Source organism: Brevibacillus sp. FSL K6-6036 (assembly GCF_037964015.1).
Classification (GTDB): domain Bacteria; phylum Bacillota; class Bacilli; order Brevibacillales; family Brevibacillaceae; genus Brevibacillus; species Brevibacillus borstelensis.
In genome coordinates, this window is the sequence record NZ_CP150173.1 from 3,952,380 (window position 1) to 3,974,180 (window position 21,801).

The 21,801-nt window shown below is 55.0% G+C and carries 16 protein-coding genes; 2 read left to right on the plus strand and 14 right to left on the minus strand.

Annotated elements, in window-relative coordinates:
- The first annotated feature begins 99 nt into the window (after nucleotides 1-99).
- Complete coding sequence (locus NST37_RS19630; RefSeq protein ID WP_024983427.1) at nucleotides 100-1,110, plus strand: LCP family protein; 1,011 nt, start codon at nucleotides 100-102, stop codon at nucleotides 1,108-1,110.
- A 142-nt stretch (nucleotides 1,111-1,252) separates the two neighbouring features.
- On the opposite strand, the gene NST37_RS19635 is transcribed toward NST37_RS19630, so the two are convergent.
- The 5 genes from NST37_RS19635 to NST37_RS19655 all read right to left on the minus strand — a co-directional run bounded on the left by NST37_RS19635 (nucleotide 1,253) and on the right by NST37_RS19655 (nucleotide 7,089).
- Entirely contained in the window at nucleotides 1,253-2,008 is a 756-nt protein-coding gene (locus tag NST37_RS19635; RefSeq protein ID WP_003389599.1) for a glucose 1-dehydrogenase, read from the minus strand.
- Nucleotides 2,009-2,014: 6 nt separating this feature from the next.
- The gene (locus NST37_RS19640) at nucleotides 2,015-2,452 is read right to left on the minus strand and encodes a MarR family transcriptional regulator (protein WP_003389600.1); all 438 of its coding nucleotides are present in this window, start codon (nucleotides 2,450-2,452) and stop codon (nucleotides 2,015-2,017) included.
- A 295-nt stretch (nucleotides 2,453-2,747) separates the two neighbouring features.
- The gene (locus tag NST37_RS19645) at nucleotides 2,748-4,163 is read right to left on the minus strand and encodes a Na+/H+ antiporter NhaC family protein (RefSeq protein ID WP_003389601.1); all 1,416 of its coding nucleotides are present in this window, start codon (nucleotides 4,161-4,163) and stop codon (nucleotides 2,748-2,750) included.
- A gap of 39 nt (nucleotides 4,164-4,202) precedes the next feature.
- Complete coding sequence (locus NST37_RS19650) at nucleotides 4,203-5,312, minus strand: alanine dehydrogenase (RefSeq protein ID WP_122958488.1); 1,110 nt, start codon at nucleotides 5,310-5,312, stop codon at nucleotides 4,203-4,205.
- A gap of 247 nt (nucleotides 5,313-5,559) precedes the next feature.
- Nucleotides 5,560-7,089: a sigma 54-interacting transcriptional regulator gene (locus tag NST37_RS19655; RefSeq protein WP_031931921.1), complete on the minus strand. Its 1,530-nt coding sequence runs from the start codon at nucleotides 7,087-7,089 to the stop codon at nucleotides 5,560-5,562.
- A 186-nt stretch (nucleotides 7,090-7,275) separates the two neighbouring features.
- Here NST37_RS19655 and aspA point away from each other — a divergent pair, with 186 nt between their 5' ends.
- Nucleotides 7,276-8,703 carry an aspartate ammonia-lyase gene (aspA, locus tag NST37_RS19660; RefSeq protein WP_003389605.1) on the plus strand — a complete coding sequence of 476 codons (1,428 nt, stop codon included), beginning with the start codon at nucleotides 7,276-7,278 and terminating at the stop codon, nucleotides 8,701-8,703.
- Between the two features lie 195 nt (nucleotides 8,704-8,898).
- On the opposite strand, the gene NST37_RS19665 is transcribed toward aspA, so the two are convergent.
- The 9 genes from NST37_RS19665 to NST37_RS19705 all read right to left on the minus strand — a co-directional run bounded on the left by NST37_RS19665 (nucleotide 8,899) and on the right by NST37_RS19705 (nucleotide 21,800).
- Nucleotides 8,899-10,188 (minus strand): MFS transporter, encoded by a 1,290-nt coding sequence (locus NST37_RS19665; protein WP_024983432.1) that lies wholly within the window; start codon nucleotides 10,186-10,188, stop codon nucleotides 8,899-8,901.
- A 139-nt stretch (nucleotides 10,189-10,327) separates the two neighbouring features.
- On the minus strand, nucleotides 10,328-10,753 hold the full coding sequence (locus NST37_RS19670; protein ID WP_003389607.1) for a MarR family transcriptional regulator: 426 nt from the start codon (nucleotides 10,751-10,753) through the stop codon (nucleotides 10,328-10,330).
- Nucleotides 10,754-10,983: 230 nt separating this feature from the next.
- A complete protein-coding gene (locus NST37_RS19675) occupies nucleotides 10,984-12,246 on the minus strand; it encodes an ATP-binding protein (RefSeq protein WP_003389608.1) in 1,263 nt (420 codons plus the stop codon).
- Nucleotides 12,239-12,925 (minus strand): response regulator transcription factor, encoded by a 687-nt coding sequence (locus NST37_RS19680; RefSeq protein WP_003389609.1) that lies wholly within the window; start codon nucleotides 12,923-12,925, stop codon nucleotides 12,239-12,241. The genes NST37_RS19675 and NST37_RS19680 overlap by 8 nt, the downstream gene beginning before the upstream one ends.
- Before the next feature lie 80 nt (nucleotides 12,926-13,005).
- Nucleotides 13,006-16,137 carry an efflux RND transporter permease subunit gene (locus NST37_RS19685; RefSeq protein WP_003389610.1) on the minus strand — a complete coding sequence of 1,044 codons (3,132 nt, stop codon included), beginning with the start codon at nucleotides 16,135-16,137 and terminating at the stop codon, nucleotides 13,006-13,008.
- A gap of 9 nt (nucleotides 16,138-16,146) precedes the next feature.
- Entirely contained in the window at nucleotides 16,147-17,529 is a 1,383-nt protein-coding gene (locus tag NST37_RS19690) for an efflux RND transporter periplasmic adaptor subunit (protein ID WP_339185679.1), read from the minus strand.
- Nucleotides 17,530-17,712: 183 nt separating this feature from the next.
- A complete protein-coding gene (locus NST37_RS19695) occupies nucleotides 17,713-18,801 on the minus strand; it encodes a hypothetical protein (RefSeq protein ID WP_327985904.1) in 1,089 nt (362 codons plus the stop codon).
- Between the two features lie 396 nt (nucleotides 18,802-19,197).
- On the minus strand, nucleotides 19,198-20,256 hold the full coding sequence (locus NST37_RS19700) for a tripartite tricarboxylate transporter substrate binding protein (RefSeq protein WP_003389614.1): 1,059 nt from the start codon (nucleotides 20,254-20,256) through the stop codon (nucleotides 19,198-19,200).
- A gap of 26 nt (nucleotides 20,257-20,282) precedes the next feature.
- Nucleotides 20,283-21,800 carry a tripartite tricarboxylate transporter permease gene (locus NST37_RS19705; RefSeq protein ID WP_171506689.1) on the minus strand — a complete coding sequence of 506 codons (1,518 nt, stop codon included), beginning with the start codon at nucleotides 21,798-21,800 and terminating at the stop codon, nucleotides 20,283-20,285.
- Nucleotide 21,801 lies beyond the last annotated feature (1 nt).

Below are 21,801 nucleotides of genomic sequence, written 5' to 3' on the forward strand. Positions count from 1 at the left end.
GTCAAAAAATGCCCCCTTTCTGCCAGTTGTTACCCCCCTGTAACGAAATCTTGTCGAAAATCGTCTACACTCAGTGTACATCCTATCGAGGTGGAGTTTATTGTGAAAAATAACCAAACTCAAAATCTAAAAAGAAAACGAAAGAGCAAGCGTCGCATCGTTTTTTTGCTAATCCCCATTCTGGTCCTGCTGTTCGTCTCAACCGGGTATGCGGTCGATCTGTACCGCAAGGCAGCCATGCTGGAGGAAAAGTCCCATCAGGAGCTGCAGCGGGGAACGATCTCACCCAAGCGTGTGGAAAAGAAGGATGCTTTGGCAGACAGCTTTTCTGTCCTGCTCATGGGTGTCGATGACAGCGAGCAAAGACATAAGCAGTACGGGGAAGCCATCCGCACGGACGCCCTTCTGCTTGCGACCTTCAACAAAAAAGACCGCTCCGTGAAGCTGCTCAGCATTCCGCGCGATTCTTACGTATACGTGCCGGTTGAGCAGAAAAAGGACAAGATCAATCACGCCCATGCCTTCGGCGGCGTGGACGCTGCGGTGGAAACAGTGGAAGGTCTGCTCGACGTCCCGGTCGATTACTACGTAAAAGTAAATTTCACGGCGTTTATGGAAATCGTCGACGCGCTCGGCGGGGTCGAGGTAGATGTTCCGATCACGTTTACGGAGCAGGACAGCAAAGACAGGCCGCGTGCGATCAAGCTGAAAAAAGGGCTGCAGACGTTAAACGGCGAAGAAGCCCTGGCGCTGGTCCGGACCCGAAAAATAGACAGCGACATGGAGCGCGGCAAACGCCAGCAGCTCGTGCTGGAAGCGATCTTCCACAAAACGCTGTCGTTCGGCTCTGTCACCAAGTACGGAGCGCTGCTGGAGGCGCTGGGCGACAATGTGAAGACGAACCTGCGGCTGTCTGACCTGGAGGCGTTCTATCATTTTGCCAAGGGAAGCAGCGTCAATATTGAGAAGCTGCAGTTGAAAGGCAGCAGCATGTACAAGAACAACATTTATTACTACAAGCTGGACGAGCAGGACTTGGCCGAGATCCGCAAAACGCTGCAGGAGCATTTGGGACTCGCAAAAAGCAGTACGCTGCCGCAAGCTTCGTAATACATGTACACCCCCCGCAAGACCATGCATCCAAAAAAGAAGGCTGTCCCTCAAGCAAGAGCATCTGCTTGGAGGACAGCCTTCTCGGCTAGTTGGCATGAACAGGTTTTGACAAATGGTGTTCGATCGCGGAAACAGCCGCTTACAGCGTGAGACCACCGTCAACAACGACGATAGAGCCTGTCATGTAGGACGCGCCCGGGGAAGCCATGAAAGCGACCACACTCGCGATTTGATTCGGATCAGCCATGTAGCCGATGCGCGGGAATTGGATTTCCGGAACATTTCCGGTTTCTTTGATCGTTTGCTCAAAACCGGCTACCAGGTTGGTCGCTACGCCGCCAGGGCAGATGGCATTGATGCGGACGCCGGTTTTCGCGTATTCCATCGCAGCGGACTTGGTCAGGCTGACGACTGCGTGCTTGGAAGCGGAGTAAACGCCCAGGCTGTGCTCGGGCTTCACGCCTGCCGTGGATGCCGTGTTGATGATCACGCCGGAGCCTTGCTTTTCCATTACTTTGATGACGTATTTCATGCCGAGGAACACGCCTTTGGTGTTTACGGCGAAAATGCGGTCAAACTCGGAATCCGGAATATCTGCGAACAGGTACGGTTTTTGGATGATTCCCGCGTTGTTGAAAAAGACATCGATCCGGCCGAACGTCTCGACCGCTTGATTGACATAGTTTTGCACATCGGCGCTTTCGGCCACGTTTGCTTTTACGAAGATCGCTTCTGCGCCTTTTTCCTTTACGAGCGCGAGCGTTTCTTCACCGAACTGCTCGTTGAAATCGACCAGTACCAGGCGATAGCCGAGCTCGGCCAGCTTGATCGAAGTCGCGCGGCCCATGCCGCTCCCTGCACCAGTGATTACAGCTACTTGTTGTTGTGTTGTCATGTCATTTCACTCCTTGTCAGGTTGGTAATGCTTGAGGTTGGCAACCATTTTTTCGTAGTGCTGCAGAAGCTGCGTCAATTCCTCGGGAGCAAAGCCGCTCCAAAGCGTTTCCGTCAAATGATGGTACTTGTCCAGAATCCGCTTCAAAACGTCCGACCCGGTCGGTGTGATCTCGAGGAGCGTTACCCGGCGATCCTCTGCGGAGACAGATCGTTTGATATACCCTTTTTTGACCAGCTTGTTGGCCAGATTCGTAACGGCTGGAAGACTGATCTCCAGTTGTGCCGCCACATCCGAGCTCTTTTTTGTTCCCTCGTCCTGCAAGATCTCCAGCATATACACCTGAGAACCGGAAATATCCGGGTCGAGGGCCTTGCCATAGGCCACGATAAACTTGTGCATCATGATGGAAAACTGTTTGGATAGTGACTGTTTTACATCCATGGCAGGCTATACCATCTCCCTAGTTTATTAAAACGTTTAATAGTTAATACTTTTAACTTTTTCAGTTTTAGTCTAAATCATTTGATCAGCTCATGTCAACGTGCCTTGCAAAAAATTCATGAACCGGAGCTTGGCTCCGTTCGACTATATAAATGAGGAGAACATTTGTGAGAGGGTGTTGGATTATCAATGCACAGCTTTCTTCCTGCCAAAAGAAAAGCCGGAGGAATACCCTCCGGTTTTTTTGGTGCGCATTTAACTGTTTGATCTTACCCACAAACGGCAATCACCCGCTCTACACAAACACAAACCCGATCACCAGATACAGCAAAGCCGAGATGACCGCGACTGTCAGCGCGTACGGAAGCTGCGTCTTGACGTGGTCGATGTGGTCAGAAGCCGCTCCTGTGGAGGCGAGGACCGATGTGTCGGACAGCGGCGAGCAGTGGTCCCCGAAGACGCCTCCCCCGGCGACTGCTGCAATCGTGGCGACGACCAGAATGGAAACCTCTCCGCCGGAAAAGGTGAAAGCGAGCGGAGCGGCCAGCGGCATGACGATGGCGAAGGTGCCCCACGAGGTCCCGGTGGCAAAGGAAATGACGGCGCAGGTAATAAAAATCAGGAACGGCAGCAAATGAGGAGTGAGCCAGCCTTCCGTGACGGAAATGATGTAGTGGGCTGTCCCCATGTCTTTGCTGAGCTGGTTGAGCGAAAAGGCAAAAGCCAGAACGAGAATGGCCGGCATGACGCCTTTCATCCCCGCTGTCGCCGTCTTCATGATGTCGGCAAACGGCACCCCTTGAATACGCATGATAATGCCGAGTATGACCGCTGCCGCCAAAAAGGCTTCCATCGTTTTGGCCGACTTCATGGTCATAAAGGTGCCGACGGCGATAGAGATCACGATGATCACAGGCAGAATGAAATTCAGGAACACATTTGTCTTGATTCCCTCGTAAGGAGGCGTGTCGGTCAGCTCCGAGCCCATCAGCGGGTCTGCGCCGTCGCGAAGCACCTTCCCTTCCTCCAATGCCCGTTTCTCCGCCTTTTTCATCGGGCCAAATTCCGGAATGACGCGGAGCGCAAGCAAACCGACGAAGAGAACCGACAGGATGGCGTAAAAGTTGAACGGGATGGTCTTTAAGAACAGGGACATGGCGTCTGCTTCATTGGCGATGGTGCCGACGCCGATCAGCAGGCCGGTAAAGTAGGCCGCCCAGCCCGTAATCGGCACCAGCACGCTGACCGGCGCCGAGGTGGAGTCGGCGATATAGGCCAGCTTTTCCCGGGAGATTCTCGCCTTGTCAGCCAGATTGCGCATCGTCGAGCCGACAAACAGCGGGCTGAAATAGTCGCTGAAGAACACGAACATGCCCAAAAACCAGGCGACAAGCTGTGTTTTCACACGTGTGAACCGCCTGCGCTCCAGCATCAGTGTTACATTCTGGATCGCTCCGGTCCGCTGGAAAAATGCGATCATCACGCCGATAAACAGCTCCAGGAGCAACAGTCCGGAAAAGCTGGTCGTACCGAGCGCGGTTTTCAGCAAGGCGGGAAATCCCATCAGGCCTTGTCCCGACAGCAGGATGCCGAGAAAACAGGCTACTGCAAGCGAAAACACGGTATTTCTGGTCCAAAACGCGAGAATGACAGAGACCGTCGCGGGAACCAGCGAAATGATGCCGAGATGAACTGCTTCTGTCGCCTCCATAGACAGCACTTCCCCCTTTTTTCCTTTTGTTTGTAAATGCTATTTCGCCGGCAAGCCGAGCAGTTCTTCTGCTGTCGTACGCTCGCGCTGCTGGATCAAAGCGGTTTCCTCATGAGTCAATATCCCTTTGTACGACGTCAATCCCCGGCGCAGATACGGATTGCGACGAGCTGCCTCGTCCGCTCCGTGGTCGGCAATCGACTTGATGTGCGGAAATACGGATGCCGCATAAGCAATCGAAGTCGTATGAGGGGCAGCGCCCGGAATGTTGTCGACGCCGAAGTGGATAATGCCGTCGACTTCATAGACAGGCTCCTCGTACGTCGTCGGTCTGTATGTCTCCACTGCTCCGCCGACGTCTGCGCTAATGTCGACGATAACCGCCTTTTTGCGCATGAGCTGCAGCATATCGCGTGTGATCAGATGGTCCTTGCGGTGCTTTGGCCATTTGACGCAGTTCATCACCAAATCGACGTGAGGCAGCACCTGGCGGATGTTGCTCCGGTTGGAAAACATCGTGTCTACCCCTTTTGGCAGCAAATACTGCGCTTCCCGAAGGACGCCGATATTCACGTCCATCATTGTTACCCGAGCTCCAAGCGAGGAGAGGACATTGGCTGCGCTGCGTCCGACAATTCCCGCACCGATGACGAGCGCCTGGATGCCGGGTACGCCTCCGATGCCGCCGACAAGCTTGCCCATCCCGCCATTCACGCTAAGCAAATAATGGGCGCCCCAGAGCGCTCCCAGCTTTCCAGCCACTTCTCCATTGGGAGAGCCGTACTGATGCGTATCCTCGGCGGTAAAGGCGATGACCTTTTTGTCCAGCAGTACATTCACCTCTTCCCGGTTGGCAGCGGGATGAAGGCAAGTAAACAGGATTTGTCCTTCCCGCAGCAGGTGGTATTCCTCCGGCAAAATCTCTTTTACCTTTACGATCAGCTCCGCTTCGGCGTAGATTTCCTCCATGCCGTCTCTCAGCTCGGCGCCCGCTTCGGCATAGGACTGATCGGGAAACCCGGCATTTTCGCCTGTCCCTTTGCCGATCAGGACGGTGTGGCCGCCGCCGGTCAATTCGGCCACTTCCGTCGGGGTAAGCACGACGCGCGACTCCCCCGGCTTCAATTCTTTAAACGTTCCGATAATCATGGAAGGCATCCTCCTTGTTTGCAAATGCAATGATGCCGTCTTCTCAAAGCAAGGACCATGCCAGCCATTTTGTGGAATATTCTCAAAAAAAAGACGGGCATCTCTCCTTTTTCGGGAGGATACACCATCTATCGAAAGGAAAATTCCAGTTTCATTCGCACAGCGTGTTAATTTCCGGGCACTTCTTTGTACGTTTTTGGGCAGAAGCAAAATTGGCAGAAAATCGATTGGAGCCCCGTTTTTACTGCTATTTGATTTCATAGTCGCGGATTTTGTTTTGCAGCGACTGCCGGGGAATGTTCAGCAAAAGTGCCGCTTTCGAGACATTTCCCCCTGTTTTCGCCAGCGCTCGCCGGATCAGCCGCGTTTCCAGAGAAGCGACCGCTTCCTTGAGAGGCACAAGCTCATCTTGTTCTTCCTGTGCTTCCTGTGCTTCCTGTGCTTCCTGTGCCTCCTGTTTTTCCTGGCCCTCGCCTGCTCCCGTCACTTCCCCGTAATCCTCTCCAATTGTTGCTCCCCACGCTTTTCCTTCCGAAGCGGCTGTCTGTTCGGGTGCCTGCTCGTCCCTCAGGTGGTTCATGATCGGCTCCAAATCGCTGCGTTGAAGCGTTTCGTCACCGTCTTCCTTGAGCTGCAGGGCAAATTCGACGACGTATTCAAACTCCCGGATATTCCCCGGCCAATCGTGCATCTGCAAATACTCGTACACGCCTTTGGCGATGTGGCGGACGCTTTTGCCCATCAGATGGTTGTACTTGTTGATAAAATAGGGCAGGAGCAGCTCGATATCCTCGGGCCGCTCGCGCAGCGGCGGCAGGTGCAAGGCCATCACGCACAGCCGGTAGTACAGGTCTGGGCGGAGCTGTCCATCCTTGACGCACTGACGGGGATGCTTGTTGGTGGCAGCGATCACCCGCACGTCTACTTTGCGGACATGCTTGTCCCCCAGTCTTCGGATGAGGCCATCCTCCAGCACACGCAGCAATTTTGCCTGCAGGGAATGGGGCATCGAGTTGAATTCGTCGAGAAAAATCGTGCCGCCATCGGCCAGCTCGAACAGCCCCGGATTGTCCTCCGCCCCGGTAAAGCTGCCTTTCTTCGTCCCGAACAGGATGCTCTCCATCAGGCTTTCGGGAATGGCCGCACAGTTCTGGGCGATAAAAGGCTTGTGCGAGCGGCCGCTTGCATGATGCAGGGCCTGGGCGAACAGCTCCTTCCCCGTGCCCGTCTCACCGAACAGGCAAAGCGGCGAGCGGCCGCGAGCCATTTTCTTTGCTTGCCTCTTCAGCTCCAGCATTTGCTCGTTGCCCGTCACGATATCGTCCAGCGTGTATCTGGCTCCTTCCGGCTGGATATTCGCTTGCTCCGCTTTGCTTGGTATGAACAGGCTGGCGTCCAGTTCGATCAGCTCGTCTACCGGCTCCCCCCGCTTGCTGATATCCTTGGACAGCTCAATCGCCCCGATCACCCGCCCGTTTGTCTTGATCGGCAGCGTAACATTGGTCGTTTCGATTTTTTTGCCGGTAAAATCAATGATTTCCTGACGCTTGCGAAAAGTCGGACGCCCCGTTTTCAGCGCATGGTAGAGTGTACTTGTTTGTTCATTCAGCATAGGAAAGGAAGTAAACAGATTTTCCCCGACGATTTCATCCGTCTTCTCGCTCCCGGATGCGAAGCGGGGGTTGAATTTCACCGAAAAGAGGATCGTTCCCGACGTATCGATGATCGTAATTCCGTCAATATACGTGATCTCCTGCAGCAGGTCAACCCGATGCATGCGGTCCGCCTCCTTGTTCACAAAGATTTATCCCATCTTATCAACACTGATCGGGTTCTACAATCATTTCGATTCGTTCGTTCAATTGATTTAAAGCTACTTCTTTCTTTGAAACTATGTTACGATTTTGATGAAAGTAAACAACGTTGTTTAACATCAAAAATATCCTGTAGGAGTTGTATACACATGGATACAGCAGTAACCAAACGGGTAGAAAAAGACTTCCTCGGCGAAAAAGAAGTGCCGAAACACGCCTACTACGGTGTACAAACGCTTCGTGCCCTGGAAAACTTCCCGATCACCGGATATCGAATCCACGAATCGCTGATCAAGGCGATGGCGATGGTAAAAAAAGCGGCAGCACTTGCCAATATGGAAACGGGCCAGCTCAACCGCCGCATCGGAGAAGCGATCGTTCAGGCGGCACAAGAGATTATCGATGGCAATCTGCACGACCAGTTTATCGTCGATCCGATTCAGGGCGGCGCCGGAACCTCGATCAATATGAACGCCAACGAAGTCATCGCCAACCGTGCGCTGGAGCTTCTCGGCTTTGAAAAAGGCGACTACTTCCAGGTCAGCCCGAATACGCACGTGAACATGTCCCAGTCTACGAATGACGCTTTCCCGACTGCGATCCACATTTCCGTACTGATGATGCTGGACCAGCTACTCGCGACGATGGATAGCCTGCAGGAGTCGTTCTCGCAAAAAGCGAAAGAATTTGACAGCGTTATCAAAATGGGCAGAACCCATCTGCAGGACGCGGTTCCGATCCGTCTGGGCCAAGAATTTGAAGCGTACCGCAAAGTGCTGTCCCGGGACATCCTGCGAATCTCCGGCTCCCGCCAGCATCTGTACGAAGTAAACATGGGCGCGACTGCCGTGGGAACCGGCTTGAATGCGGAGCCGCGCTATATCGAGAGTGTCATCAAGCATCTGGCTTCGATCACAGGCCTGCCGATCAAAGGCGCATCCGATCTGGTCGACGCCACGCAAAACACGGATGCTTACACAGAAGTGTCCGCGGCCCTCAAGGTGTGCATGATCAACATGTCCAAAATCGCCAACGACCTGCGCCTGATGGCTTCCGGACCGCGCGCCGGACTCGGGGAAATCTCCCTGCCTGCCCGTCAGCCAGGCTCCTCCATCATGCCAGGGAAAGTCAATCCGGTCATGGCCGAGGTGGTCAATCAGGTGGCGTTCCAGGTAATCGGAAACGACCACACCATCTGCCTCGCTTCCGAAGCGGGACAACTGGAGCTGAACGTCATGGAGCCGGTGCTTGTCTTTAACCTGCTGCAATCGATCAGCATCATGAACAACGCCTTCCGTGCATTCAAGGAATACTGCCTGGACGGCATCCGTGCCAACGAAGAAGTGATGAAGGCTTACGTCGAGAAGAGCGTGGGCGTCATTACCGCCGTCAACCCTCACCTCGGATACGAAGTGGCGGCACGCATCGCCCGCGAGGCGATTTTGACGGGCAAATCGGTGCGGGAGCTGTGCCTTGAGCACAATGTTCTGACCGAGGAAGAGCTCGATCTGATTCTCGATCCGTACGAGATGACCCATCCGGGAATCGCCGGCGCTTCGCTGTTGTTTAAAGACTAAAGAGATCGCCGTACAAAAACGGAAAAGCTCGTTCGTAAACCATATGCTTTCAAATAGGAAGACCGGCTCCGCCCCGTATCGAGGGGGGAGCCGGCTTTTTGTGTTGTTTTTGCAGACTGTCGGAGCAGGCCGCCTTTTTGAGAAAGGGGCTCTGCAACTCTTTGTGGCTGTAGAGCATGTCCGGCTTCCAAGCCTCTAGCTCTCCGAGGCGACATTCCTTTTGACTCGGGCGGGTTCAGGAAGGAGAAGATTCAACACGGAAGCTCCGACCAGCAAAACCACCGCAATGTAGAATGACATATTGTAATTTTCAGTCTGACTAAACAATAATCCAGGCAGGTAAGCGCCAAGCGCGGAGCCTAGCTGGTGGCTGAGAAACAGCCAGCCGACAATGAAGCCGAGCGACTGCTTGTTGAAGTACTGCGTCGCCAGCATTTGCGTGGGAGCGACCGTCGCAAAGTCAACAAGGCCGAAGGAAATGGAGAACAAAAACAACAGAGACGGATGTGCGGCAAATACCAGCAGCAGCTCGGGATCGCTGACGAACACGAGCAGCAGTACGATAGTTGCAGCCCTTGCCGCATACAGGAGGGCCAGAAATTTTTTATTGCTCCAGCGGTCTGCGACCACTCCCGACAGCAGCGTTCCCAGCGTATTGAAGGCCGCGAGCAGGCTGACCGCCGACCCGGTTACGACCGCGGAAAAGCCGCACAACTGGGCGAACGGGATGAGGTGGGTATCCATCAAACCGGTCGTCGTAAAACCGCAGATAAAAAACGGCAGGATCAGAAACCAGAATCTTCTCGTGCGAAACACGTTTTCCGCCAATTGGCCGCCTGGGCTCTCGTCTGTCCCGTTTTCAGTGCCTTCCGCAGCTCTGTCGCCTCCGATCGGCTGGATACCTTTTTCGGAAGGATGATTGCGCAGCAAAAGCAGCAGGACGGGAAAGACGATCAAAATCAGAAACGCGCCCAATACTGCGACGGCCATCTGCCAGTCATACCAGTGAATCAAAAACAGCGAGGCTGGCACAACGATCATTTGCCCGACGCTGAAGCCGGCTTCCATCAACCCGAAAGCGAGGCCCCGCCTTTCCTGAAACCAGTTTGTCACCACAACGGTGGCTGCCACGTTCGACGCCCCGCCCACTCCGAGCGAAGCGATCACGCCGTACAGAAGAAAAAGCTGCCACGGCGAGGTCACAAAATACGTCAGGGCGATGCTTATCCCGACCAGCAGTGCACTGACTGACAAAATCATCCGAGCGCCGAAGCGGTCGACCAGCTTGCCCACCACCGGCTGGGATATGCCGTATACGATGAAGCTCAGCGTAGAAATGAGTGAGATCGTGCCTCTGTCCATCGAGAATTCGGTCTCCCACGGCTCGATAAAGGCGCCGAAGGAAAGGCGAACGCCCTGGACGGCCAGCAAAGCCAAAAACGTGACAAACAATACAATCCAAGCATAGTGAATCTTTTTCTCCATCTGCTTCTCCCCACTTGTAAAAGATGCTTCTTTGCCGTTCAGGCGTCCGATCCTCGGAGTTGCCCATCTATCCGTCCCTACGGCAGACCGAAAGTCAGTCCATTCGCCGTAAAGGCCATCCGGGCATCCGGACGATGGATTACGCTTCTTTCTCCAATCCGAGCCTGGTCAGCATGCTTTTCAACATCGCAAGCTCTTCTTCCCGAAAAATGGACATGGCCTCCCGGTTTACCTCGTCGCTGATTTCGTTGAGCGGCTTTTCCAATTCTCTCCCCCGCGGAGTCAGGTAAATCAAATTCGTCCGGCGGTCGGTCGGAGACGGCCTGCGCTCGATCAAGCCCATCTGCTCCAGCCGATCCAAGAGGCCTGTAATCGTCGCTCCATCCAGACGGAGCCGGGTGCCCAGCTCCACTCCTTTTTGCCCATCCTTCTCCCATAGCACGTGCAGCAGGACAAATTGCACCGGCGTAACCCCGTACGCGCTCAATCGCACTTTTTCCAGCTGGAAAACCTTCTGGTACGCCTTTCCCAACAAAAAACCAAAGCAGTCCTCGATTCGCTCCATGATGACCCTCCCGTTCATTCCCAAAACTTTTTGAAAAGAATAACATAGGCTCACACGATTTGTACACAAAAAGTTTGTATGCAAATTATTTATGTGCAAATAAAAAGCTTGCTCCTCATGGGAACAAGCTGACATGGCAGAGACTCGGCTTGTCTATGCTCTCATATCCAGTCGATAACCTTATTTGCCGCCGGGCTCGGCTTTGCAAAATGGCATAGAGCCATTTTTCCTCATCCGTGTTTGGCAGGCAGCCAGACGGTAAAGGTGGCCCCTGCCCCTTCCTCGCTCTCGACGCGGATTCTCCCTCCGTGGGCGTCGACGATCCACTTGGCGATGGACAGTCCCAGCCCCGTCCCGTCTGTTTGGCGGGAGCGCATCTTGTCCGCGCGGAAAAAGCGGTCGAACACGTACGGAATGTCTTCCTTGGCGATCCCGATCCCGTTGTCTTTTACAACGAGGGTAATGCCCTGCCCCTCCCGCTTGCAGCTCACCGCAATTTTTCCTTGCTCATTCGAGTATTTGAGCGCATTGTCGAGCAAAATGACGAGCAGCTGCTGAATCCGCTCCTGGTCCCCGTTCAGCTCCAGCGGCTGCTGGATGTCCGTCTCGATTTCGATGCCTCGGACAACAGCCAGTTGCCGGAACGTGTGGACGCTTTTTTGGACCAGCTCATCCATGGCCACCTTTTGCTTGAGGATTTGCAGCTCATTGGAGTCGGAGCGGGCCAGGGTCAAGAGATCGCCGACCAGCTTGTTCAGCCGCCTGGTCTCCTGAATGCTGACCATAATGTGCTCGCTCTCCTCCTCAATCGTCCGCTCCGGAGAGCGAAACAGCCTCTCCAGATTGACCAGAATCACGGAGAGCGGCGTTCGCAGCTCATGGGAAGCGTCCGCGATAAACTGCTGCTGCTTTTCCCAGGAAAGCTGAATCGGAACAAGCGCCCGCTTGGCCAAAAACAGCCCCGCAAACAGCGCGATCAAAATACTGGCAAGACCGCCGATTCCGAGCACATAGAGGAGCGTATCGAGCATCTTCATCTCCGGCTCCAGATTGTAAATCAGCTGAATGTGGCTGACATTTCGGATGAATCCGCGGTCGATGACGCGCTTGTCCGTGGTCATCGTATAGACTCGGTACACCTGCCCGCCGACCGTCACATTTTCGATTTCCTTGCTCCGATCTACGGGGTGGAACAGGTTCAAGTCGCCATTTTCAAGCGATTCGCCGTAATCCTTGCTGATCAGCCCGCCCCGGTCGTCCCACAGCAAAAAGACGATGCGCCTGTCGACATCGGGCAGCCGCTTGCGCTCCGGCTTCAGAAACGGAGGCGGCACCTGCACGAACCATTTGCCCGACCGGACCAGCTCTCTGTCCACCTGTGAAAACAAGCGGTACTGAATGGAGAAGTAGAGCGCGCTTCCGAGCGCGTTCAAGAGCAGCACAAACACGATCGTATTCAAAATAACCAGGCGAATCCTCGTCTTTTTAAACATTCTCCTTTTGTCCCTTCAAAATGTAGCCGACATTGCGAATCGTCCGGATGTAGTTGTCGCATCCGTACTCAGCCAGTTTTTTGCGCAAATAATGCACGTACAAGTCGACGATCCCGTAGTTCGCCTCCGAATCGATCCCCCAGATTCGGTCGAAGATTTGATCTCGCGTCAATATTTGCTCCCGGTTGTGAAGAAAATACTGCAGCAGATCGTATTCCTTTCCGGTCAGCTTCAACGGATGCTCGCCCACGAAGCCGTCGTGTTCATTTGTCTTCAGCGAAATCGGCCCGTAGGATACTTCTCCGTCGGCCGAATACTTGCCGTTTCTTCTCAGCAGCGCTCTCGTGCGGGCCAGCAATTCCTCCACGGCAAAAGGCTTGACGAGGTAATCATCAGCCCCGGCGTCCAGACCTTCGACCCGCGACTCTACGCTGTCTTTGGCGGTGAGGAGCAGAACCGGCGTAAGCTGTCCTTTTGCCCGCAGCTTTTTCACGAGTGAGACGCCATCCAGACCGGGCATCATGATGTCCAGGATGAGCAAGTCGTAGATGCCGCGCTCGGCGAGCAGCAGCCCTTCATCGCCCCGCTCGGCCTTGTCCACCTGATAGCCCTCCTCTTGCAAAACGCCGCAAACCGCTTCCAGCAATGCGCGTTCATCTTCTACTGCCAAAATCCGCATCGTCACACCTCCTGATGCTTCAGAAAGGTGGCACCCGAAGAATGCCACCCCTGTCCATGTTATCTATTCATTATACTATTCTATTTTTCGATGCTCGCCGTTTTCAGCTTCCGCGAAGGCCGGAAGATGTTGGAGAGCTTTTTCAGCCTGCCGGAGAAGTCGTCAAGAATCGTGTAGACGACGGGAATGACGATCAAGGTCAGCATTGTCGAGAATAGCAACCCGCCGATCACGACAGTGGCCATCGGCGATTGGCTTTCTCCTCCTTCGCCGATCCCGAGGGCGAGCGGGAAGAGGCCCAGCACCGTACACAGCGTCGTCATCAAAATCGGCCGCAGCCGGATCGGCGAAGCGGTCAGGATCGCCTCGCTCCGCTCCATCCCCTGCCTGCGGAGAATGTTGATAAAGTCGATCAGAACGATCGCATTTCGGACAACGATCCCGGTCAAAAGGATGATCCCGATAAAGGCGGGAATGCTCAGTGTCCGTCCGGTCATCCACAAGCTGAAGCTCGCGCCGAAGAAAGACAGCGGCACGGACAGCATGATCGACAGCGGATAGACGAGCGACTCGAACTGTGCCGCCAGGATGATGTACACAAGCACCACGGCGAGGCCAAAGGCGAGAATCATTCCCTGGGTCGTTTCATCCAACTGCTGGTTTTGCCCTTGCTGCTCGATGACGTAGCCGGGCGGCACAGGGAAGTTTGCTACGACTCGATTGACTTCCTCGGCGACGCTGCCCAAATCTCTTCCCGGAGCAAGCATCCCCGTCACATTGACCACCCGGGCCTGATTGTAGCGCTGGATGGCTTGCGGTCCCCCGGCAATGGCGACGGTCGCCACATCCTTCACCTGGACAACCTCTCCCTTCGGAGTGGTGATCAGCAGGTTTTCGATATCCTGCATGCTGGCCTGCCCTTCCTTGTCGAGCTTCAAGGTGATGTCGATCTCGCTTCCCCCCGCCTCCATCCGGGTCGCCACCTGATCGCGCAAGGCGGTCTGGATCGTACTGGTCAGAGACGACTGGGTAATGCCGAGACCAGCCGCCTTGATGCGGTCAAGCTTGATCTGGATCTCCGGCCGGGACTCCTCCAGCGTATTGTCCGCCTCGCGGATGCCGTCCACCTCGCTGATAGCGGCAGTCAACCTTTCGGCGAGATCCTTCAAGGTCGCCTCATCATTTCCCCGCAGCGCGTAGGAAATCGGCGAAGATCCGCCGGAAAAGCCTTGTCCGCCCATACCGGGAAGCATCATGCCGCCAGTCTCGCTGATCCGTACGCGCGCTCCCGGGAAGCGGTTCAGTTTGTTCCGCAGATCGTCTACGACCTCTGCTGTCGTCCGGCTGCGCTCTGACGAATCGGACAGGATCAGCAAAAAGGAAGCCGCCGAGCTGTTCGCGTTGCCGCCGCGGGTTGCGTTGGCGCTGCCCAGCGTGGAGAAGATCGTCTTCGCTTCGGGGACATGTGACACGATCTCATTTGCTTTCGTCAGGACTTCTCTCGTTTTTTCCAGCTCCGTCCCGTTCGGCAAGGAGATGGAGATGTTGACCTGTCCCTGATCCGATGTGGGCATCACTTCCATGCCGATAAAAGGTACGAGCCCCGCGCCGGCGACCAGCGAGGCGAGGCCTATCGCGATGACGCTCTTCCGGTGGCCGAGAGACCAGGCCAGGACTCGCTTGTAAAATTGGACCAGCCTGCTTTTCGCGTCTGCTTCCTCGTGACTTAGCTTTTTCGCATGTGAAGCCGTCCATTTGGCCGCGAGCATCGGTGTGACGGTCAGCGACACCACCAGTGAAGCCAGCAGGGCAAACGAAACGGTTACGCCCATATCCTTAAACAACTGTGCCGTCACGCCTTCGACAAAGACGATCGGGAAAAACACGGCAACCGTGGTCAATGTAGCCGCGATCACGGGCATCGCCACTTCCTTCGTGCCCGAGACAGCCGCTTCCTTGATGGACAGTCCTTTTTCCCGGTGGCGGTGAATGTTTTCCAGCACGACGATGGCATCGTCCACGATCATCCCGATGCCAAGGGTAAGCCCGCCCAGACTCATCGTGTTGATCGACATATCGGTAAAAAACATCAGGGCAAACGTGGCGATGACGGAGATCGGAATCGCTGTGCCGATGATCAGCGTGTTGCTTATGCTCTTCAGGAAAAACCAGATGATAAAGATGGCCAAAATGCCCCCGATCAGCGTATCGTGGACAAGCGTATTGATCGATGCGCGAATAAAGGCAGATTGATCGGAAATGCTGAACACCTTCAGATTGGCGGACAGAGTGCCTTGCAGCTTCTCCAGCTCCTGGTTGATTTGATCGACGACGGCAACTGTATTGGTGCCGGACTGCTTCATGATGGAAAGGGTAACCGTCGGCTGCCCGTCCATTTTGCTCTCGATCGTTACGGCTTTATAGCCATCCGTGATGAGTGCGACATCCTCCAGAAATACCTGGCCTTCGCCGCGCAGCGGTATGGATACCTTCTTGATGTCATCGATAGAGGCGAGCTTGCCGACAGAGCGAACCGTATAAGTAGTCCCGCCCTCTGTGATGGTGCCGCCCGGCGAATCGATATTCTGGTTGCGGAGCTGCTGGCTGATGTCGGCCAGCGTAATACCGTATTGCTCCAGCTTGCCCGGATCGACCCGGACCGTGATTTCCCGCTCCAGTCCGCCGGACACGGTCACAGACGCAACACCGTCTACCCGTTCCAGATAGGGTACGATTTGCTCGTCCACAAAAGAGCGCAGCTGGTCAGCGGTCATCTCAGAGGAGAGAGCCAAAGTCAATACCGGTGAGCTGTTTGGGTCAAAGCGCATCACTGTCGGGGAATCGGCATCATCCGGCAGCGACCTTCTGGCCCGTTCCACCTTCTGCTGAATCTCGGCGACGGTCCCGTCAATATCCGTTCCGTAGCCAAACTCGACGATGACCTGTGACGAGCCTTCGCGGGAGATGGACGTGACCGACTTGATGCCTGCAACCGTCGCCACAGCCTGCTCGATCGGCTTGGTCACCAGATTTTCCATCTCTTTCGGGCCGACCCCCGAGTAGCTCGTCGTTACGGCCACAGTCGGTATTTCAATCGGCGGATAAAGATCGATCGGGATTCGCGTCAAGGAGAGGATTCCCAAAATTACAACCATGAGAATGCCCATCATCACGGTCACCGGACGACGAATCGAATGATCAGAGATATGCATGGGGTTCACCTATCCTTTTGGTCTTGCCGGACGCTCTTGATTTTCCGATCCGTTTGTCGGTGCGTTTTCCGGGTTTTGTTGATTCTGCGGGCCCCGCTGGCGCTTGCCGCTATTTTCCTGCTTGCCTGCATCCTGCGAAGCGGCGGACTGGTTTGGATCAATGACGACGACAGACGATCCGTCTGCAAGCGTGTTCTGCCCCTTGACCACGACCTCTTCACCGCCGGAAAGTCCTTCGAGGATTTCGACCCGCTCCCCGTCCGATTCTCCGCGCTTGACCGGGACGAGCTTTGCCCTCTGCTCATCTACGATGTAGACATAGTCCTGATTTTCCCGGGAGATAATCGCTTCGCGGGGGACGATCAACGCATCATGCGGCTTGCCTGTCATCTCGATGGAAGCGATCATGCCTGCCTTGAGCTTCAGACTCGGATTGGCGATCTCGATTTCGATGGGGTACGACTTGGTCGAGTCTGCCAGCGGACTGACAGAAGCCACCTTTCCTTTCGTCGTGAGCTGAACGGCAGGAACGTTGATCTCGACCTCCTGGCCGTTCTGGAACAGACCGACCTGGCTTTCCGTAGCCTGCGTTTTCACCTTCATCGTCGTCATATTGATGATTTGCGCGATCTCTGTATTGCTGCCGACATTCGCGCCGACAGAAACAGGAAGGGAACCGATCACGCCGTCAATCGGCGCTTTTACGACCAGGTTGGACGCGTTGAGCTGAGCCAGTGCCAGATCGGCCTGGGCCTGCTTCAATGACGCTTGCGCCGATGCGAGCGAAGCGGCGGTCGGTCCCTTTTGATCCAGCTTCAGCTTCTGCTTCTGGTTTTCCAGACTGATCGCGGCACTGTCGAGCGCTGCCTTCGCTTTTTCGTATTCTGCCGCCGAGATGGCTCCCTGCTTGTACAAAGCTTCTGTGCGCTCCAGCTCCTTTTTGGCCGCGTCGTACTTGTTTTGCGAATCGGCAAGCTGATTTTGCGTCTGGGCTACCGTTTCTTCAGGAGTCCCCTCCTTGGCTTCCTCGTATCTCGCTTGCGCAGAGAGAAGAGACGCCTGGGACCGCTGCAACTGGATTTTCGCTTCTTCGCCATCCAGCGTCACGATGGGCTGCCCCGCCTTGACCTGGTCGCCTACGTTTACATGAACCTGGGTAATCCGGCCGCTCGCTTTTGATGTCAGCGCCACCTGGCTTTTCGCCTCCAACCTGCCGCTGAGAGACAGCTTTTGCCCAAACAGCTCCTTGTCTGCTTTTTTCACTTCTACCGGGATGGCCCTCTGTGCGGCTCCTGCCCGTTGTCCCATGCCGCCCTGCTGCGGCGAGCATCCGGCCAACAGGCCAAAAATCGCGAGGATGGCGGCGGTCGTTTTTATTTTGCTGGACCTCAAACTGGCTTCCTCCTTCTTTCTCTACCAAACTGTGACAAATCAACCCGCATGAAAAATCCCTGTCTCTTCCAATTAGGTCTTTGGGTCCAATTAAAGCACGTCTTTTTTTGAAAAAGATTTGAAAAAGGCAGGTGATCGATTCACCTGCCCGAAACTGCTCTCGTTGTGTGGAAGCGGAGGCGCTTAGTTTTCTACGACGACCTTCTCCGGCTTTTCTCCCCGTTTGTGCTCAAGCTGTTTTTGGATGGACTCTGTCAGGTTAGACTGAAGCTTGTCTGCCTGCTCCTGTGTGATTTTGCCCGCCTTGACTGCCTCGGAAAGCTGGTCTGCGCGCTGTTTCGTTAAAAGGGCGACCACTTCATCCGTATCCACTCCTTGTGCTTCGGCGACTTCTGCCAGCGATTTGCCGGCCTTCAGCTCTGTCTCCAGCTCTTCAGCGGTGAGATTGAGCAGCTTCAGCAGCTCTTCGCTTTTGATAAATCCGAAGCCGCGCGGGCCGAAGCCTTTATCCTGATGGGTGCTCTCGACCATTTTTTGAATGCGCTCAGACGCGTTTTCGCTCATTTTATCGGCTTGCTCCTGGGTCAGCTTGCCTGCTTTCACGGCCTCTGCCAACTGCTCCTCCTGCTGCTTGGCGATCAGGCTGACGACGTCCTCCACGGATACGCCCTGTGTTTTGGCGACGTCTGCGAGAGATTTGCCAGCCTTCAGCTTTGTATCCAGCTCTTCGGCGGTGAGATCGAGCAGCTTCAGCAGTTCTTCGCTCTTGAAGAAAACGAAACCGCCGTGTGGGCCGAAGCCTCTGTCCTGGCGCGTGCCTTCAACCATTTTTTGGATGCGCTCAGCGGCGTTTTCCTTCATTTTATCCGCTTGCTCCTGGGTCAGCTTTCCGGCCTTCACAGCCTCTGTTAGCTGTGCTTCCTCCTGCTCTGCGATCAGTTTGACGACATCCTCTACAGACACGCCTTGTTCTTTGGCCACGTCCGCGAGAGACTTGTCTGCCTTCAGTGCCTCCTTCAACTCGTCTGCGGAGAGGTTCAAGAGCTTCAGCAGGTCTTCGTTTTGATCCAGCCCTTTTCCTTTGAGGAAGAAGCCTTTTCCTTCGCCTCCCTTGAAGCCTTTGATCACAATTTTATGTTGGTCGGCTTTGTTTGCAGCTTGCACAGACGTTGCCTGATCGTTGGTTGCAGCGTATACACCGTTGATCGTTCCTGCACTCAGCACCGCAGCCAGCGCCCCCAGCGCGATTCCCACTTTTGCTTTGCTAAACATATTATCATCCACCTTTCTCGATTTTTCGTCTTGTACCTAGGCACAGCTTTAGTCTAGTCGGGGAAATTTTGATTTGTTTTTGAGAACTGTGGAAAAGTGGGGGAAAAACTGTGGAGGTTTGCGGAGAACAGGTGGAATGCATAAGGACACTGTGCCAGTCGCTTTGAATGGAAACAGGCTTCTCTGACGATCTGGAGACACTGAAACGCTCCCCCGAGCAGGCTGCTTTTGGACGCGGTTTTGCTTTTGGAATGGAGACGGACAGTCCAGTCCCCCCGCAGTGTCCCACCGAACCTGCTGCTGTTTTCTCCTTTTTCATCTCCCCCACCAAAGCCTGTCCGACCACCCCAAAAAAGAGGCTGCGGTGGAGGGAAGTCCCCCACCAGCAGCGTAGATTCATTTCCGTATATTGCTCTTCGTAGCCAGATCGGTATAATACTGGGTCTCCTTCTCAACATCAGCCGTAAACTGTGCCGAATCCGCGTAAGCAGGCTCCACTTGAAGTTCGTGCAGCTTTTTCACAAAGTCGGGGTCACTGGTCATTTTGGCAACGACAGCCTCCCACTTCTTGATGACCGCTTCCGGTGTGCCTTTCGGGAACGACACACCCGTCCACCAGAAAACGGTCAGTCCGTCAATGCCCTGCTCCTTTGCAGTCGGTACATCGGGGAGAAACGGACTTCTTTCTGTCCCGCCGACGGCCAATATCTTCACTTTTTTCGCCTGAAGCATGGGGTTGATTTCCCCGATCGTATGGATAGCCACTACCGCGTGGCCTCCCGCTACCTTCGGAACGGAGTCGGACGCCCCTTTTGTCACGATCATCCGCGTCTTGGCAAAGTCCGCGTCAATCATGTCAAACCATTGAGCTACGCCAAATGCTGAAAAGCCTGCTGGACCTACCGATGTCCAGGTCAACTGATCGGGGTTCTCCTTCGCCCATTGGGAGAAAGCGTGAAAATCGTTCCACGGAGCGTCTTCCTTCACAGCAAAGGCCATCGTTCCTTTCCCGATGCGGGCGGTGTAGATCTGGTCGTTACTGGTGATCAGGGAGTCCTTCATCCCCGCAGTCAGCATCGTCGTGTTGGATACATTGACGGCCAATACGGTATATCCGTCGGGCTTTGCCTGCTTCAGCGCGTATTCCGCGCCTACTGTACCGCCGCCTCCCGGCTTGTTGACCACGACGATGGGCTGGCCCCACTCTTTGCTTACATAGTCGGCGGCAGCCCGGGCTACCAGGTCTACCCCGCCTCCTGCCGAATAAGGGACGATGTATTCAATCTGTCTCGTCGGGTAGGCGGGCTCCGACTGTCCAGCCGATTGATCTGTGGCCGGCTGCTGTGGAACCGCCGGGGATGCAGGCGGCTGGGCCTGCCCGGCACCGCAAGCCGTCGTGGCAACTGCGATCAAGAGAGAAAAAGCGATGCGAAACCAAACATGGGCTGCTTTCAACCAAAATTCCTCCCGTACTTGTGTATCTAGCTGACGTCTATTCCCCGCTCCCGCTCTTCCTGCACCCTCTTTTGCGTCCGCCTGTTCAACACAAGAGAAATGATCAGCAGCGCTGCGGCCGCAACAAGGATCACCGATGAGATCGGGCGCTGCAGGACAATCGCCAGTCCCTCCGCTGACATGGCCGCCGTCTGGATGAGCGACTCCTCGAGGAGCGGTCCGAGGATGAAGCAGAGCACCAGCGGTACCACGGGCCATTTATACGTGGAGAACAGGTACCCGAGCCCGCCAAAAAGAAAGGCGACGAAGACGTCGAACATGCTGTTTCTCACCGAATAGGACCCGATGGTGCAAAAGATCAAAATGATCGGGGCCATTATTCCATACGGCACTCTCGTCAATTTGACCCACAGCCAGACCATCGGCAGATTGAGCACCAGGAGCATGGCATTTCCCACGAACATGGAGGCGATTACCGCCCAGACGAATGTGGTATTTTGCTCAAAAAGCACGGGTCCCGGCGTAAGACCGTAAATCATCAATCCCGCCAACAGAATGGCGAGCGGCGGTGAAGAAGGGATTCCCAACGAGAACAGGGGAATAAAACCGGCGCTGCTCGTCGCGTTGTTTGCCGCTTCCGGCGCAGCTACCCCCTCCATCGCCCCATGGCCAAACCGTTCCGGGTGTTTCGATACCTTTTTCTCCAGATCATAGGCGAGAAACGACGTAATAGCGGCCGAGCAGCCCGGCAGAAGTCCGAGGAAAAAACCTACGAGTCCTCCCCGCACCATCGGCTTTACGCTTTTTTGCAGATCAGCCTTGGACGGGTAAACGCTCCCCGGATTGCCGATCACCGTCGTCACCCGTTTTTCCTCGATTCCCTTCAATACTTCCGTGATGGCAAACAACCCGATGATAATGCTGATCATATCGAGGCCGCCGACCAGCTTTGCGCTGCCGTAATCAAACCGGGGGACCCCCGTGGAAGGACCCAGTCCGACAAGTGACAGGGCGTACCCGAATGCCCCCATGATGAACGCCTTGAGAAAAGAACCCCCGGAGAGGCTGACCATCAAGGTCAAGGCCAGCACCATCAAGGCCAGGTATTCGGGCGGGCCAAATTTGAGTGCTTGATCCGCCAAGACGGGAGCAAAAAAGACAAGCCCGATCACGCCCATGATTCCAGCCACAAACGAGCCGATAGCCGAGATGCCCAAAGCCGGTCCGCCTTTCCCCTGCTTCGCCAGAGGGTATCCATCCAGACAGGTCGGCACCGAGGACAGCTCTCCCGGAATGTTAAGCAAAATCGCTGTCGTGGAGCCTCCGTACATGGCCCCGTAGTAAATGCCGGCCAGCATGATGATGCCTTGCGTAGGTTCGAGAACAGCCGTAACCGGAAGCAGGATGGCAATAGCTGATGTAGGCCCCAGTCCGGGCAGTACGCCTACAAAGGTCCCGACCAGAGCGCCTAGAGCAGCCATCAACACATTTTCCAGCGTCAGGGCCTCCGCAAAGCCGGACAGCAGAAGATGCAAGGTATCCATA

Excerpts from the sequence above, each read along its gene's own strand:
- NST37_RS19670 (WP_003389607.1), bottom strand. The coding sequence starts at position 10,753 with ATGGAGCGAATCGAGGACTGCTTTGGTTTTTTGTTGGGAAAGGCGTAC.
- NST37_RS19635 (WP_003389599.1), bottom strand. The coding sequence starts at position 2,008 with ATGACAACACAACAACAAGTAGCTGTAATCACTGGTGCAGGGAGCGGC.
- NST37_RS19645 (WP_003389601.1), bottom strand. The coding sequence starts at position 4,163 with ATGGAGGCGACAGAAGCAGTTCATCTCGGCATCATTTCGCTGGTTCCC.
- NST37_RS19655 (WP_031931921.1), bottom strand. The coding sequence starts at position 7,089 with ATGCATCGGGTTGACCTGCTGCAGGAGATCACGTATATTGACGGAATT.
- NST37_RS19695 (WP_327985904.1), bottom strand. The coding sequence starts at position 18,801 with ATGTTTAGCAAAGCAAAAGTGGGAATCGCGCTGGGGGCGCTGGCTGCG.
- NST37_RS19680 (WP_003389609.1), bottom strand. The coding sequence starts at position 12,925 with ATGCGGATTTTGGCAGTAGAAGATGAACGCGCATTGCTGGAAGCGGTT.
- NST37_RS19685 (WP_003389610.1), bottom strand. The coding sequence starts at position 16,137 with ATGCATATCTCTGATCATTCGATTCGTCGTCCGGTGACCGTGATGATG.
- NST37_RS19675 (WP_003389608.1), bottom strand. The coding sequence starts at position 12,246 with ATGTTTAAAAAGACGAGGATTCGCCTGGTTATTTTGAATACGATCGTG.
- NST37_RS19650 (WP_122958488.1), bottom strand. The coding sequence starts at position 5,312 with ATGATTATCGGAACGTTTAAAGAATTGAAGCCGGGGGAGTCGCGCGTC.
- aspA (WP_003389605.1), top strand. The coding sequence starts at position 7,276 with ATGGATACAGCAGTAACCAAACGGGTAGAAAAAGACTTCCTCGGCGAA.
- NST37_RS19665 (WP_024983432.1), bottom strand. The coding sequence starts at position 10,188 with ATGGAGAAAAAGATTCACTATGCTTGGATTGTATTGTTTGTCACGTTT.
- NST37_RS19705 (WP_171506689.1), bottom strand. The coding sequence starts at position 21,800 with ATGGATACCTTGCATCTTCTGCTGTCCGGCTTTGCGGAGGCCCTGACG.
- NST37_RS19640 (WP_003389600.1), bottom strand. The coding sequence starts at position 2,452 with ATGGATGTAAAACAGTCACTATCCAAACAGTTTTCCATCATGATGCAC.